The organism is Paenibacillus whitsoniae (assembly GCF_003955665.1).
In the GTDB taxonomy this organism is placed as follows: domain Bacteria; phylum Bacillota; class Bacilli; order Paenibacillales; family NBRC-103111; genus Paenibacillus_E; species Paenibacillus_E whitsoniae.
Genome location: NZ_RXHU01000069.1, coordinates 1 through 14,541, shown reverse-complemented (window position 1 = coordinate 14,541; position 14,541 = coordinate 1). Strand labels below are relative to the sequence as shown.

The 14,541-nt window shown below is 50.5% G+C and carries 14 protein-coding genes; 12 read left to right on the top strand and 2 right to left on the bottom strand.

Annotated features, from left to right (window positions below; all coding sequences use genetic code 11):
- From EJQ19_RS31940 to EJQ19_RS22060, 3 genes are all read left to right on the top strand, one after another.
- Window positions 1-545, top strand: a 545-nt coding sequence (locus EJQ19_RS31940) for a hypothetical protein (protein WP_164716667.1), incomplete at its 5' end; no start/stop codon positions are given.
- A 215-nt stretch (window positions 546-760) separates the two neighbouring features.
- Window positions 761-2,380: a stalk domain-containing protein gene (locus EJQ19_RS22065; RefSeq protein WP_241243039.1), complete on the top strand. Its 1,620-nt coding sequence runs from the start codon at window positions 761-763 to the stop codon at window positions 2,378-2,380.
- Window positions 2,381-2,500: 120 nt separating this feature from the next.
- Complete coding sequence (locus EJQ19_RS22060) at window positions 2,501-4,045, top strand: L,D-transpeptidase family protein (RefSeq protein ID WP_241243038.1); 1,545 nt, start codon at window positions 2,501-2,503, stop codon at window positions 4,043-4,045.
- Between the two features lie 158 nt (window positions 4,046-4,203).
- Here the strand turns inward: EJQ19_RS22060 and EJQ19_RS31935 are convergent, their stop codons facing one another.
- Window positions 4,204-4,347 (bottom strand): hypothetical protein, encoded by a 144-nt coding sequence (locus tag EJQ19_RS31935; protein WP_164716666.1) that lies wholly within the window; start codon window positions 4,345-4,347, stop codon window positions 4,204-4,206.
- 361 nt (window positions 4,348-4,708) lie between these two features.
- Between EJQ19_RS31935 and EJQ19_RS22055 the strand changes: the two genes are divergently transcribed.
- From EJQ19_RS22055 to EJQ19_RS22020, 8 genes are all read left to right on the top strand, one after another.
- On the top strand, window positions 4,709-6,073 hold the full coding sequence (locus EJQ19_RS22055; RefSeq protein WP_126143408.1) for an ABC transporter substrate-binding protein: 1,365 nt from the start codon (window positions 4,709-4,711) through the stop codon (window positions 6,071-6,073).
- Window positions 6,074-6,175: 102 nt separating this feature from the next.
- Window positions 6,176-7,063: a carbohydrate ABC transporter permease gene (locus tag EJQ19_RS22050; RefSeq protein ID WP_241243037.1), complete on the top strand. Its 888-nt coding sequence runs from the start codon at window positions 6,176-6,178 to the stop codon at window positions 7,061-7,063.
- Window positions 7,064-7,107: 44 nt separating this feature from the next.
- Window positions 7,108-7,947, top strand: a complete 840-nt coding sequence (locus EJQ19_RS22045) for a carbohydrate ABC transporter permease (protein WP_126143406.1) — start codon at window positions 7,108-7,110, stop codon at window positions 7,945-7,947.
- 142 nt (window positions 7,948-8,089) lie between these two features.
- Window positions 8,090-9,532, top strand: a complete 1,443-nt coding sequence (locus EJQ19_RS22040; protein WP_126143411.1) for a PTS transporter subunit EIIC — start codon at window positions 8,090-8,092, stop codon at window positions 9,530-9,532.
- A 17-nt stretch (window positions 9,533-9,549) separates the two neighbouring features.
- On the top strand, window positions 9,550-10,383 hold the full coding sequence (locus tag EJQ19_RS22035) for a PRD domain-containing protein (protein ID WP_126143405.1): 834 nt from the start codon (window positions 9,550-9,552) through the stop codon (window positions 10,381-10,383).
- A gap of 150 nt (window positions 10,384-10,533) precedes the next feature.
- Complete coding sequence (locus EJQ19_RS22030; RefSeq protein WP_126143404.1) at window positions 10,534-11,628, top strand: quinone-dependent dihydroorotate dehydrogenase; 1,095 nt, start codon at window positions 10,534-10,536, stop codon at window positions 11,626-11,628.
- A gap of 25 nt (window positions 11,629-11,653) precedes the next feature.
- Window positions 11,654-12,451 carry a GTP diphosphokinase gene (gene yjbM, locus EJQ19_RS22025; RefSeq protein WP_126143403.1) on the top strand — a complete coding sequence of 266 codons (798 nt, stop codon included), beginning with the start codon at window positions 11,654-11,656 and terminating at the stop codon, window positions 12,449-12,451.
- 3 nt (window positions 12,452-12,454) lie between these two features.
- On the top strand, window positions 12,455-12,871 hold the full coding sequence (locus EJQ19_RS22020; RefSeq protein WP_126143402.1) for a DUF309 domain-containing protein: 417 nt from the start codon (window positions 12,455-12,457) through the stop codon (window positions 12,869-12,871).
- Window positions 12,872-12,938: 67 nt separating this feature from the next.
- Here EJQ19_RS22020 and EJQ19_RS22015 read toward each other — a convergent pair whose 3' ends face one another.
- Window positions 12,939-13,448 (bottom strand): thioredoxin family protein, encoded by a 510-nt coding sequence (locus EJQ19_RS22015; protein WP_126143401.1) that lies wholly within the window; start codon window positions 13,446-13,448, stop codon window positions 12,939-12,941.
- 153 nt (window positions 13,449-13,601) lie between these two features.
- Here EJQ19_RS22015 and EJQ19_RS22010 point away from each other — a divergent pair.
- On the top strand, window positions 13,602-14,541 hold a 940-nt coding region (locus EJQ19_RS22010; RefSeq protein ID WP_164716665.1), incomplete at its 3' end, for an RsmB/NOP family class I SAM-dependent RNA methyltransferase.

Genomic DNA, 14,541 nt, shown 5'->3' with positions numbered 1-14,541 from the left:
ATCCTGACACTGGCACTCAGCCGAGCGTTAAGTTAACCGCAGCGTTAGCGAGCGATAAAGTCGATGAAGATGAAAAACATACGTATTTTAATCTTGGCATCGATCTAAGCGATTTCACTGGGAATAGCGATATTTTCGGTGTAGAGGTTCACTTGCAATACAACAATTCTGTGTGGCTCAACCGAGATCAAGATGCAGTTCGAACGTTAGGACTTATTTTTAATGAAACCGACAGCGCGGACTACTTAAAAGCTTATGAAGGTCAAGAGGGCTATCTCAACTCACATGAGTTGGTTTACGCAATTACAAATCTGCCTAATAAAGCAAATATCAGCGTTTCAGGTGCGAAAAATTTAGTAACCATTCCGATGAGAGCTTCGGGCGATAATGAGATTTCGATCAGCAAAATTGTCATTGTGAGAAAATCTGCTTCCGGGGCAGTGGAAACGGTAACGGTACCAGCTGGAAACATTCATTCCGTGCATACGCCAACCGAAATTAATCCATTTGTAGTACAAAGCGACTATCCGCATGGTGGTGTATAATTCGCAATTTTACGATTAAAATGAGAGTTCAAAAAGTCAGCTTTTCAGCACCGAGAAAGTTGCGAGAAGCTGAAGAAGGAGGAGCGGAGTGTAGGCAGACCTACATGAGCACCGCAGTTCAAAGCTGAACGCAAGATTCGATGTCTAATTCGCTTCTTGGTCTGCTTCGCGTTCAAAAGATGACTTTTTGAAGTACCTCTTAAAAGGAGATAACTATGAAATATTTAAAACAGCTCCTCGTTTCCTCCGTTGCGGCTGCGACGATGATAGGCGGTACGAGCGTGTGGGCGGACGGCTTGTCGGCGGATGCGCTGCAAACGAGCACAGGCCAAATTATGGCTGACGTTACTACGCTTGCGGGAATCGGTGACTTTCAGAATGTGAACGGCAGCGCACAGCTCGCGGCATTCCGCGCGCCAGGCAGCGTGGCACAGCTGCCGGATGGCAGCATCCTTGTTGCCGATACGCGCAATCATGCGATTCGAAAAATCACAAACGGTACGGTCAGCACGTTTGCCGGGCCTGCGTTGGACCTTGTGCTGAACAGCCAGGGTTTCCCTGTCGGTGGTTTGGTCAACGGTTCAGCTGCACAAGCGTTCTTTAATGAGCCCACAGGGCTTGCTGTGGATGCGAAAGGCAATGTGTTTGTCGCCGACTCGGGCAATCATGCGATTCGGAAAATCGATACGGCAGGCAACGTAACGACGTTCGCGGGAAGCGGCTTGGTCGGCAGCAAAGACGGCAAGGGTGCCGAGGCCAGCTTCAACAGGCCAAGCGATGTGGCCGTTGCGGCGGACGGCACGGTGTATGTGGCCGATACGCTTAATCATGTGATCCGCAAAATTACAGCGGATGGCACGGTATCTACGATTGGCGCACCTTCGACGCGTGCGATTCAGATTCGTCCCGGCGAAGCTGCCTTCGCCGGTGAGTTTCAAGATGGCGCGTTAGCTTCCGCCAAATTCAACGAACCCTCAGGGCTGGCGTTAGACAGCCTGGGCAATCTTTACGTCAGCGATACGGGCAATCAGCGGATTCGCTACATTGATTTTAAAGCGGGGCAAGTGAAGACGATCGCGGGCTCAACGCCGACCGTTGCCGGCAGCTTGTATGCAAAAAATGATTTGTATGCCGGCGGCGATTACGAGGACGGCGCTGCGCTGCAAGCGATGTTTGATTTCCCGAAAGGGCTGGCCATTACTTCAGAAGGCGGTCTCCTGATTGCGGATAGCTTGAATCATGCGATTCGCTACTTGCTCGATGGAAAGGTTACGACGATTTCCGGTACGCTGCAAACGGGCGAAGCGGATGGCGTCGAGCAGGCTGCGCAGTTTTACAGTCCGACGGATGTGCTGATCACCCAGCAGGGCAATCTCGTCGTTGCGGACGAATTGAATAATAAAATTAGAAAAATCGCACCGTACCGCCTGCCGGAAGAAGTGACTGCCGATGCGCAGGTGAAGGTGGTCACCGGTACGAAGCTGCTGAGCTTCGATGCGCAGCCTGAGATTGTGGACGGTCGCACGATGGTGCCGGTACGTGCGATCAGTGAGACGTTTGGCTATGACGTGAAATACACGGAAGAAGCCGGTAAGCGGTTGGTACAGTTGTCCAAGAACGGTGTAACGGTTCAGTTGACGATTGGAGAAACGGGCATTGTGGTGAAGCAGGAAGGTGCTGGAGATAAAGTGGTGGCGACCGATGCTTCGCCGTATGTGAAGCAAGACCGTACTTTTGTGCCGATTCGTTTCTTCGCTGAGCAGATCGGACTTGATGTGCAGTGGGATGAACCGCACCGTACGGCAATTTTGCGCAACAAATCAGCGATACAATAACAAGTTGATTTTTGTAAAAGCCTGGCGAGAGTTCTCGTCGGGCTTTTCCTCTTCAACATTGCGAATGAAATGCCGATACTAAAAAGTGGAAGCGAGAGATGGAGACAGGAGGTCTTTCACTTGAATGAGCGCAATCGCAATGCGCAGTTGGCCCGCTTTTTTCAGCATAATCCGATTGAGGATCCCCTCTACCTGAAGAAATACGTGAAAGAGCATCCAGATAATAAAATGGCCTGGTATTTGCTGGGCAGAGAATATACGGCGCAGGGGAAGCTGGCGAAAGCGAATTATTGCTTTGCGCAGGCCGGCGAAATTTATGAAGCATTCGAGGAACAAAAAATTTCCATCGACGGTCCACTGCCCACGGCGGCGCTCCAGGAAGCTGCTGCCATTAAGCGTCATGCGGCAGCGATGGAGCGCAAGCGAGGCCGCAAAACGCGATGGCTGCCGCTTCTTGCGCTGCTGTTTTTGCTCGCGGTGCCGGCGGGGAAAGAGGTTGCCACGTCGAGCGACTTGCCCGCAGCGGCGGAGCCGGCCACCAGCCCGGCTGCAGCTGCTGCAAGCGCAGCCGCTGGGCCGACGGCCCGCGCGGACGGGCCGCTCTTGTACTATGCTGACGCGAAATGGGGCGACAAGCTGCAGCAAATTGTTGCCGGCGGCGGAGCTGGCGGGGGCAAGGCAGTGATTATGAGCGCGCCGGACAGCGCGGACGGCAAGTGGCGCGAGTGGCACCGCACCGTGCGGCCGCTGGTGAGTGTCGCCCAGGCGGACAGCGTGGGCGGACTCGCGCTGAGTGCGTACCAGCCACAGGTGTGCGACTGCCAGCTTGCCGATGGCGCGCCGCTAACGCCGGCCATCCAGGCCTGGATGCAGGCACGGGAGACAGCGGCTGTGCTGCAAAGCGCCATGGAGGCTTATGCGGTGCGGAACGGCGCGCTGCCGGATAAGCCCGAGCAGCTTAGTCAGCCGTACCCAAACAATCTCTTGCCCGGCGTATCGCCCGGGATGAAGGAGGCGTTCCCTGAGGCTCTGAAAGGGCTCCAGGAGCTTGCCAAAGCGAAAGGGTCTCTCCCGGTCGACGTGCTTGCAGAAGACGCAGGAAACACGTCTGCGGCGGCGTCTGTGCCACAATCGCAGGCCGCTAGCAGCAGCGGGCAGCCGAAGGCGGCAACCGCTCCGCTGAAGGAGCCCTTGCGCATTCTTATCGATACGGAGAAGCATGAGCTGGCTTTGGTGAGCGGCAGGTTTATTTTGCGCCGCTATCCTGTCGGTCTGGGCGGCGATAAAACGCCAATAGGCGATTTTGTGATCAGCGAGAAGGTACGCAATCCGAACGGAAAATCGAACGGCGACTTCGGGAGTCGCGGCATGACGCTATCGGATACCCTGTATGCGATTCACGGCACGAATAAGCCGTCCAGCATCGGCAAGGACGAGTCGCATGGCTGTGTCCGCATGCAGCAGGCGGATGTGGAAGAATTATACGATATGGTGCCGCACGGCACGAAAGTCACCATCGGCAAAGGAATTCTGCCGCCTGCGCAGCCTGGCGAAGGCGGGGGTGAAGGGCAGGGAGCGGGGCGAGGAGATCCGAAGTCTGCGTTCGGCTTGCCGCTGCAGACGAAGGATGATAACCCTGGCAAGACGTATAAATGGCTGGATTGACAAACAGCCTCCGCAGCCTTGTCAATTGGGGGAGCGGAGGCTGTTTGCTTATGAAGCCAGCATTGTAATTGGTTACAACGAAAATTGTGTAGTTAATCTTGACAAAGAAATAGAAAGCGATTACAATTCGGAATGTGAACAAAACAATCATTTTGTTTCTAAGATTTGTCCAAAATAATCAGTAAAGACATCGCAACAATGATAACAACGACGATGGCGCTCGTCCAAATAATGGCTTTCTTGTTGATTTCGTTGTTGGCTTGCTTGTTTCTTGCGATGGCTTGAGGTTTGCGTTTGGTCATATGCGTTCACCTGCTTCATTAGAATTAAACGAGCTATACCTATCATATCATAGGAGAAGCCGTTTCTAGAATAATGAATTTAGAGGAAGTAAAATAAAAGTGTTGACGGATATGTCAACTTATTGTAAGATTTAGTCACGCGAAAGTGATAAAACAATCGAATATGTCATTTTTAATAACATGTTACCGTAAGGGCATTAGTTATTGAAGAGATGCAAGTCCTCTTCTATAACTATGCCCTTTTTATTTTTCCCAATTTCCCTGAAAGGGGTTGGTCGCCCACACGATTTAGGATCCATTATCCGAAACCAGCGCTTCGCCTTAATCACAACAGATCTATTAAAAAAGGGAGAATGAGCACATGAACATGAAAAAATGGTCAACGATCGGCTTGGCAACATCCATGGCACTTGTGGCGGCAGGCTGCGGCAATTCCTCTACACCTGCAGAATCTACAAAACCGGCAGCATCGACAGCACCGACCGCTGCAGCAACAACAGCGGCAACGGCAACTCCAGCTGGCGCGAAAAAGCTAACCGGCGATTTCGAAATCCAATACTTTGTCGGCGGTTACGGCGATAAATGGTGGAAAAAAGTCATTGCCGATTTCCAAGCGGCTAACCCTGATCTGAAAATTAAAGAAAGTGCGGGACCAAAAATCAACGAACAAATGAAACCCCGTTGGATCGCTGGGAACCCACCTGATTTCGTATATATCGACGGTCCTGAATTGTTCGACCGCCAAATGGTGACGGACGGCCAGCTGGAAGATTTGACGGACTGGATCAAGGACGCGAAAAACGTAGACGGCGAAAAAATCATCGATTTGCTCGCCCAAAAGCCGCAAGAGTTTGACGGCAAAATCTACAACGTTCCTTTCGTTATGAGCTCGTGGGGTATTTTCTACGATAAAGCGCTTTTCAAAGATAAGGGTTGGGCAGAGCCGAAAGATTTCGAAGATTTCTTGGCTGTAAGCGACAAGATCAAAGCTGCCGGAATTAATCCTTTTATCCACACAGGTAAGTATCCATATTACATCAACGGTGCGGTGCTGCTTCCAGCTATCGTATCCGCGAATAACAACGACTATAAACTGCTGCAAGATATGGCAAGCAATAACCTGGATGCCTGGAAAAACCCTGCCATTCTCAAAGGTTTGAACAAAATCGTTCAAATCCGCGACAAAGGCTTCATCGACAAAGCGTCCGTACAAATCAACCACACGGATTCCCAATCCTTGTTCCTGCAGCATAAAGATGCGTTCATTCCGAACGGTCTGTGGTTGCCAAACGAAATGGCGAAAGACGTTCCAAACGGTTTCGATTTCGGCTTCATTCCATCTATTACGCAAGACAAAGGCGGCAAAGTGGTAGCGAATACGTCCACAGCAACGTTTGCAATCGCGAAAAAGGCGAAAAACAAAGATGCAGCGAAAGCGTTCATGCAATTCGTGTTCTCCAAAACGCAAGCTTCCCAATGGGCTGAGCTGAGCGGTGCGCCTTCCAACGTGAAAGGTGATATTTCTTCCTCCAAAGCACCTAACTTCGTGAAAGATGCTGCGAAATTCCTGTCCTCCCCGGACACAGTGGTTGTGCCTACGGTTTCCTTCGCGGCTGACGTAGACAAAGCGATGCAAGATGCGTCCGTGGCCCTGACAATCGGCACCATTACGCCGGAAGAGTGGGTCAAGCGTGTCACTGACGTTGTAGCAAAGCAAAAGAAATAGGAACTGAATGAAGCAGCGCGGAGAACATCGAGGGCTTCAGCCCTCGTGTCTCCGCCATTTTAATGATAGGACGGTGAAGATAGAATGAGGACCAGCTCAAAAATGTGGAAACGGAATATATTCATCGCTTCATTCATCATTCCGACTTTTATTTTCTTTTGCGTATTTACCATTTATCCGGTCATCCAAGCGCTGCAGAAATCGTTCTATGATTGGTCCGGCATGTCAGAGAACAGTGAGTTTATCGGTTTTGACAACTTTAAAGAGCTGTTTAAAGATCCGATTATTTTGAGAGCGATCGGGAACGACTACTTTCTCGTTGTCGGGAAAGTCATCGGGATCATGATTTTGGCAACGTTCTTTGCTGTTGCGTTAACCCGTTTTCGAGTCAAAGGCACCAGCTTTTTCCGGGCGATTTTCTTTATACCGAACGTCATTTCCGTTGTCGTTATCGGTGTGTTGTGGAACTTCATTTATAATCCGCAAATCGGCTTTCTGAACGCATTTCTATCTTTGTTTACGAGTGAAAAAGTGGATATTGCCTGGCTTGGCTTTCCCAAACATACGATCTGGATGCTGCTGCCGCCGACGATTTGGGCTGGGATCGGCTTCTACATGATTTTAATGATTGCCGCAATCGTGAATATTCCTGCATCGTACTACGAGGCAGCTAATATAGACGGAGCGGGTCAATGGGCGCAATTCCGCCATGTTACCATGCCGCTCATCTGGGAGCAAATTAAAGTTTCCATTGTGAATATTGTGATCACAACACTCAATGGTTCGTTCGTGATCGTTCAGTTGATGACGAATGGCGGACAACCTGACAATACGACGCAAGTGATGGGATCTTACCTGTATCGGATGGCTTTTCAACAGTATCATTTCGGTTACGGAGCGGCCATTGGCGTACTCATCTTAATCGTATCTCTGATTACGACCCTCGTCCTGCAGCGCATTATGCGCCAAGAAACAATCGAAATGCATTAGGTAGTGCCATCAGTGACATTGTTACCGAGGAGGGAACCCACCGTATGACTGTCAAAAATCCGCTAAACAAAATGATTGTCTGGCTCATTCTTGTGATGTGGAGCGTAGCCGTTCTGTATCCGCTGCTGTGGACTTTACTGGATGCGCTTAAGAATAACGAGCAATTTTTCTTGAATATGCCCTGGGCGCTGCCGAAGTTCCCGCTGCTCTGGTCGAACTTCTCTTACGTCTGGAGCAAGTACAATTTCAGCACCTATTTTATGAACTCCATTATCGTGACCGCGGGAAGTACGCTTCTGGGGATGATTTTATCCGCGATGACGGCGTATATTTTAGCCCGGTACAATTTTAGAGGAAGCAAGCTCCTGTATACCATTTACATCTCATCCATGATGATTCCGTTTGCACTTGCCCTGATTCCGCTGTTCTTCCTTCTGAACGATCTACATTTGATCAATACCTGGCTAGGACTGATTTTAGTCTACGCGGCGCTTAATCTTCCGTTTGGGATTTTCCTGCTCGTCGGCTTCTACCAATCGCTGCCGAAGGAGATTGAAGAGGCGGCCATCATTGACGGCACTTCCCATTACGGCACGTTCTTCCGCGTGATGTTGCCGCTGTCCCAGCCGGGCCTGATTACGGTCATGATCACGAATATGCTCAACAACTGGAACGAATACTTCCTGGGAGTTGTTTTGACGAATGAGCCGACCAAGTATACGCTTCCGATCGGTCTTGCCGTGATGCAAGCCGAAATGCAATACCGTGTGGAGTGGGGCCCTCTCTTTGCGGGACTCCTCATAACGACACTGCCTACGCTGATTGTGTATATCATCTTCCAACGGCAAATTGCAAGCGGCATTACAGCGGGCGCTGTGAAATAAACGATACGGGGATGCATAGAAAAAACACCTTAGCCTAGAGGAATTTATCCTTTCGGGAAGGTGTTCTTTCTACTATAATGGGGTTAGAAAAAGCAAACAGGAAACGGCCAACCTTGTGGGCTTAACAGGAGACATCATGCGAATCATGTACATGTTTCAGAAGATGGGGCGTTCGTTAATGATCCCCATTGCGGTGCTGCCGGCGGCATCCATTCTGCTTCGAATCGGTAAAATGACCTTTGACAATTCGTTTCTCACGCATGTTGCTCAAATTTTTGAGCTTGGTGGAAGCGCAATCTTTGATAACCTTCCTTTCCTATTCGCAATAGGGGTTGCCATCGGGCTCACTTCAGGGGACGGCATTGCGGCGCTCGCGGCAGCGGTGGGGTATCTCGTTTTTAATAACGTTCTTCAGCATTTTCAATTAGGTCCGAATTCCAGGGATCAATTGGACACGGGTGTGCTCGGCGGTATGCTTGTCGGCATGCTCACTGCATTGTTTTTCAATAAATTTCAGCATATACGGCTGCCCAGCGCTCTCGGTTTCTTTGGCGGCAAACGCTTCATTCCGATTATTACCTCGGTCGTCATGGTGGTACTCGGCGTGATCATGGGGTTCATCTGGCCCCCGCTGCAAAGCGGCATCTCGACCATCGGGATGTGGATTACGCAAAACGGCAACATCGGTGTTTTCGTTTATGGGATCATGAATCGTTTGCTCATCCCCACTGGGCTGCATCATGTGATCAATAATATCGCCTGGTTTCAGATCGGTGATTTTGTGACGCCAACCGGCAAATTGGTGCATGGCGACATCAGTCGCTTTTTTGCCGGCGACCCGACAGCGGGAATGTTCATGACGGGTTTCTATCCCGTGTTCATGTTTGGGTTGCCTGCCGCGGCGCTGGCGCTGGTTCGCGCATCTTCGGCCTCGACCCGGAAAATCATGGCGCCCGTCATGCTCAGCGCAGCGTTGGTCAGCTTCCTGACGGGCATTACGGAGCCGATTGAATTCGCTTTTATGTTCGTCGCTCCAGGCTTGTATGTAATTCACGCTATACTGACGGGCTGTTCGATGCTGGTTATGAATATGCTTCAGGTTAAAATGGGGTTTGGATTTTCAGCCGGATTCATTGACTTTGTCTTGAACTGGCACTCTGCAGCAAAGCCGCTCTGGATTGTGGTTATCGGTTTGATCTATTTTACGCTGTACTATGCGACCTTCCGAACGTACATGCATATCTTCCCTTTAAAACTGAGTAAAGAGGAGAACGAAGCCGCACAGGAGGAGCGAGATGAGGCCCAAGTAGCGCCTCCTGCAGAGAGCCGGCCGCATACGATTTTAAGACATATCGGAGGACCTGCGAATATTGTCTCGATCGATGCGTGTATTACGAGACTCCGCCTGTTGGTGAAGGAAGATCAACTGGTGAAGGATCAAGAACTGAAAGAGCTGGGAGCCATTGGGGTTATCCGGTTAGGCAAGGGCAACGTCCATGTCGTGTTCGGAACGGAATCCGAACAAATTCGAGAAAGCATTAAACCGATGCTGCAAGGTACAAAAGACAAATCAGGACAAGCCTAAGATTGTGGAGGTGTCTTATGATTGAACGGACGATCATTCATGTTTTATCCCATAACGTCGTGATGGCGCATTTAAGTTCGGGCAAAAATTCCATCGCGTTCGGTAAAGGGATCGGGTTCAAGCGGACGCCGGGCATGCCGATTAACGAGGAAGAGATTCAGCAGGAATTTCTGCTGCATACATCGGAAGTGCTCCGAAACTACGAGCAAATACTGAATGCGGTCGATGTGAAAATTATCGGAATCACCGAGGAAGTCATCGCTTACGCGCAAAGTATGCTGGAAGGCGATTTCTCGGAAACGATCCATGCCTCTCTGGTGGATCACATCAACTTTGCGGTGGAGCGGCAGAAACGCGGTATATTTATTACGAATCCTTTTGCTTATGAAATTGGGTATATGTATCCGGAGGAGTATAAAGTCGCGAAGAAAGCGGTGGAATTCCTCAATGAGAATCTTGATGTGAAGCTGCCGGAGGATGAGGTCGCATTCCTGACCATGCATTTCAACAGCGCGCGTAAAAAGGAAAAAGCCTCGGATTCCCTGGCCGTTGTCCGGGTGGTCTCGCAAACGATCGAGTCGGCGAAGGAACTGGGCTTCTGCTTTGACGATTCGTTCTCAACACTTCGTTTCATCTCCCATTTGAAAGGTGTCATTGAGCGTGTGAAGCAGGGGAAAACGCTGCAAAACTCGCTGCTTCAGAAGATCAAAGAAGAGTACGGCGACACGTATGTCAAAGCGAAAGTGTTATCGATGATGCTCAGCGATAGCTTGCAGACGGAAGTGCCGGACGATGAAACGGGCTACTTGACGATGCATTTGGAACGGCTGCTGCAGCGAACCGAAGCATAGTGTGATAGTGAGAAGCAATTCTATCCTTGCCGCCTTACGGAGCAGGGATTTTTTGTGCGTTCCTACATACAGGAGGTCAAGTGGATTGCATAATTCGACGTTGTGGGATAAACTGTCTTATTAGAGTATGTAGAGAACGGAGTGCAGAGGATGCTGTATAAGAATGTAGCAAAACCGATTTTATTTAAAATGGATCCGGAGAAGGCGCATCATTTGACGATTGATGGTCTGAGTACGGTGGGGAATTTTCCTGGCGGAAAGCAGCTGCTTAGGGCGATGTACGGTGTGCCGCACGCACAGGAGCTGGCGCAGGAATTGTGGGGAATTCGCTTTAACAATCCGGTTGGGCTAGCTGCCGGTCTGGATAAGAATGCGAAAGCGGTGAAAGGATTTTCTCAGCTCGGGTTCGGGTTCATGGAGGTGGGGACGATTACGCCGAAACCGCAGCCAGGCAATGAGCTGCCGCGATTATTTCGACTGCCGGCGGATCGGGCGCTGATTAACCGTATGGGATTTAATAATGTTGGCACCTCTGAGATGGCGGCCAACCTTAAGAAAACGGGCCGGCATGATATTCCGGTTGCCGTCAATATTGGGAAGAACAAGGTCACGCCGAACGAGCAGGCCGATGAGGATTACCGCATTTGCATTCGCGATCTATATACATATGGAGATTTCTTTGTCGTCAATATTAGCTCACCAAATACACCGGACTTGCGTAATTTACAGCATGGAGACGATTTGCGGAGGCTGCTGGCGGCGGTTACGGAAGAGATGAAGCTGCAGGCGAGCAAAGGTTATGGAGAAAAGCCGGTACTTGTAAAAATTGCGCCGGATTTGACTGACGAGGAGATTGAGCTCACGGTACACATTATTAAAGAGAGCGGCGTGTCCGGCATTATTGCCACAAATACAACGCTCAGCAGACAAGGATTAACCCATCCGAATCGCGAACAGGCAGGCGGTCTAAGCGGAGTTCCGTTAACGAAGCGCTCGACGGAGGTTATTCGGCGCGTCTATCAGCTTACGGAAGGGCAACTGCCGATCATCGGGGCGGGCGGGATATTCACCGCACAGGACGCTTACGACAAAATTCGCGCAGGCGCAAGTCTGGTTGAGGTTTACACAGCGCTGATATACGAAGGTCCAGGTCTTCTGAACCGTATGAATAAAGGCTTGCAGCAGCTTTTGAAGCGTGACGGATTCACTCATATTTCCCAGGCAATAGGCGTAGATTCGATCTAACTTCATTCGGAATGGAGGAAACAGGATGGATGGACGAGACTGGAAACGATTTTTACTACCCTACGAACAAGCGGTAGAGGAATTGAAAGTGAAATTTAAAACGCTCCGCGGCGAACTCAAGAGCAGGGAAGAGTATGCACCGATCGAGTTTGTTACAGGACGTGTCAAAAAAATTTCGAGCATGCTGGAAAAAGCGAAACGCTTGAGTGTGCCGATGGATCAACTTGAATCGGGCATTGAGGATATTGCGGGCATCCGTATTATGTGCCAATTCGTGGAGGACATCAACACGCTGGCTGAGCAGATTCGGGAGCGTCAAGACATGACCGTGCTCTATGAAAAGGATTATATAAACAATAAAAAACCGAGCGGTTACCGGAGTTATCATATCATTATTGAATATCCGGTTCAGACTGGGCTTGGGATGAAGCGGATATTGGCCGAGATTCAGATTCGGACGCTTGCAATGAACTTCTGGGCGACGATCGAGCACTCACTGAACTATAAATACAAAGAACAGCTGCCGGACGATGTGAGAGCCCGCCTGAGCAGGGCGGCTGAGGCCGCTTTTATTCTGGATCAGGAGATGTCCAACATTCGTGGGGAAATCGTTGCTTCCCAGCTGATGTTCGAAGATAATTCCAATCTGGTAAACCGCGTGCTCAGCAATATTCAAGCCCTATACTTCTACCATCGCGTGCGGGAAGCGGCACAGTTCCAACTGCGCTTTAATGAAATTTGGGAGACGGAAGTCGGACTGAGCGAGCTGGCGGCGGACCTGGAAGCGGCGCTGTCTAGAGCGAAAAAAGGAGATACGAACTGATCAATGACAAGCTATGATCGCTTGTACGTTTTGTTTCTGTACTACTTCAACGATCTGCGCGACTATTTTGAATGCCATGAAGTCATGGAGGAGTTATGGCTTGAGGAAGGCCGCAATCCCCTTTATCAAGGTCTGCTGCAGGTCGCAGTTGGTCTTTATCACCACGGCAACGGCAACGTCAGCGGTTCGATCAAGCTTTTTAGCGCTGGCATTGACAAGTTGGAAGGATTTCCAAGTGAAATACTAGGGATTGATTTGGGGCGGTTGGTACAGGAAAGCAGGGACTATCTTGGTCGCTTGAGACAGATTGAAGAGGTGCCGTTTGCGCCGTACGATCTGGATATTGCGGTGCTGGACGAGGTGTTGATGGCGTTGATCGAGGAAGTGCGCCAGAACCCTCCGGAGCCGGAAGGGCACTAGGCAAGCAGGAAAAAAGGACTTCTCGCCGGAGACGGTGATGGAAGTCCTTTTTTTGGGAGGAAGGGGCTTACCCTTTGTATTTTTGGAAAAAGGCTTTGAACATTTCAGGTGTGTTGCCGCCAGTGGAGCCGTTTTCCGGCACACCTCCGACAATGCGATCCACTTCGACGCCGTCTTTATAGTACACGATGGTTGGCGTGGAGTCGATTTTGTATTTATTCCAGCCGTCTTTGAATTCTTCGAGGTTGAATTGCTTCACATCAAGGCCAAGCTCTTTTTCCAGCGGCACGAGCACAGGCGTCGTTACTTTACAGTGCGGGCACGTGGAGGCATAGTAGTACTGGAAGAACGTTTCTTTGTTTTTCAGGCGTTGGTCCAGGTCTTTCGGCAGAATCAGATTCTGATAGTTCGGATCGTTTAATTGTTTCACGGTTTCCGGATTCAGCTTGGAAGCGGCGACCCCGTATGGATTCCCTTCATTCGCTTTATCCGACGATTTGGTGGATTGCTGATTGACGAAATACAGACCTCCGAATAACACGACGACGATGCCTAAATAAATAAGCAGTTTTTTCACGATATGCACCTCATGTTTCTTTTCTAGTTTATAGTGAGCATTTCTATGAGAAGCGTAGCATATCCTTTCCCTTTTTGGCAAAAAAATTGGCTGTTTGGTGACAACTCGGCTATAATACGTTATGAACATTGAATAGAAAGCGAAGAGATTGACATGACAAAGCGGTTACCCGATAAATTTGTGGAAAAAATGAAAGATTTGCTCGGAGAAGCGGAATTTGCACAGTTTCTGGCTTCCTATGAGGAGCCGCGGGCGTATGGGTTGCGGGCGAATCCTTTGAAAATAGAGCGTTCGGACTTTTTGGAAGCCGTACCTTTCGAGCTGGAGGCTGTTCCTTGGGCTGCGGAAGGCTTTTATTATGGGGAAGGCGAGCGTCCGGGCAAGCATCCGTATTATCATGCGGGGCTTTATTATATCCAAGAGCCGAGCGCGATGGCGCCGGCGGATTTGCTGGACGTGCAGCCGGGGGATAAAGTGCTTGATCTCTGCGCGGCGCCCGGCGGTAAGTCGACGCAGATCGCAGGGAAGCTGCAGGGGCAAGGCTTGCTCGTCTCCAACGATATTAACGCGGAGCGCGTCAAAGCGCTGGTGCGCAATCTGGAGCTGTTCGGCGTGCGCAACGGCGTCGTGCTAAATGAGAAGCCGGAGAAATTAATGTCCACGTTCCGCGATTATTTCGATAAAATCGTTATTGATGCGCCATGCTCTGGTGAAGGAATGTTCCGTAAGGAAGAGGAGATGGCCATCCATTGGGAACGCAATACGATTGCGATGTTTAATCGGATGCAAGAGGAGCTGCTCGGACAGGCGGCAGCGATGCTGGCGCCGGGTGGACGCCTCGTCTATTCGACGTGCACGTTCTCGCCGGAGGAAAATGAGGCGCAGATCGCGGCGTTTTTGGATAAGCACGACGATTTCTATGTCGTGCCGATCGACCGCTTTGCGCCGGGCCGGCCGGAGTGGCTGCGCGAGCCGTGGTGTCCCGGCGCGTTCAGTGATGAGGCGCGGCAGGCTGTCTCCGGCACGGGCCGGCTGTGGCCGCATAAGCTGCGCGGCGAGGGTCATTATGTCGCCGTGCTGGGACGGCGGGGTG

What these genes read in the sequence shown, in the direction of transcription:
- EJQ19_RS22055 (WP_126143408.1), top strand. Translation starts at nt 4,709, where the DNA reads ATGAACATGAAAAAATGGTCAACGATCGGCTTGGCAACATCCATGGCA.
- EJQ19_RS22050 (WP_241243037.1), top strand. Translation starts at nt 6,176, where the DNA reads ATGTGGAAACGGAATATATTCATCGCTTCATTCATCATTCCGACTTTT.
- EJQ19_RS22035 (WP_126143405.1), top strand. Translation starts at nt 9,550, where the DNA reads ATGATTGAACGGACGATCATTCATGTTTTATCCCATAACGTCGTGATG.
- EJQ19_RS22020 (WP_126143402.1), top strand. Translation starts at nt 12,455, where the DNA reads ATGACAAGCTATGATCGCTTGTACGTTTTGTTTCTGTACTACTTCAAC.
- EJQ19_RS22065 (WP_241243039.1), top strand. Translation starts at nt 761, where the DNA reads ATGAAATATTTAAAACAGCTCCTCGTTTCCTCCGTTGCGGCTGCGACG.
- yjbM (WP_126143403.1), top strand. Translation starts at nt 11,654, where the DNA reads ATGGATGGACGAGACTGGAAACGATTTTTACTACCCTACGAACAAGCG.
- EJQ19_RS22030 (WP_126143404.1), top strand. Translation starts at nt 10,534, where the DNA reads ATGCTGTATAAGAATGTAGCAAAACCGATTTTATTTAAAATGGATCCG.
- EJQ19_RS31935 (WP_164716666.1), bottom strand. Translation starts at nt 4,347, where the DNA reads ATGACCAAACGCAAACCTCAAGCCATCGCAAGAAACAAGCAAGCCAAC.
- EJQ19_RS22045 (WP_126143406.1), top strand. Translation starts at nt 7,108, where the DNA reads ATGACTGTCAAAAATCCGCTAAACAAAATGATTGTCTGGCTCATTCTT.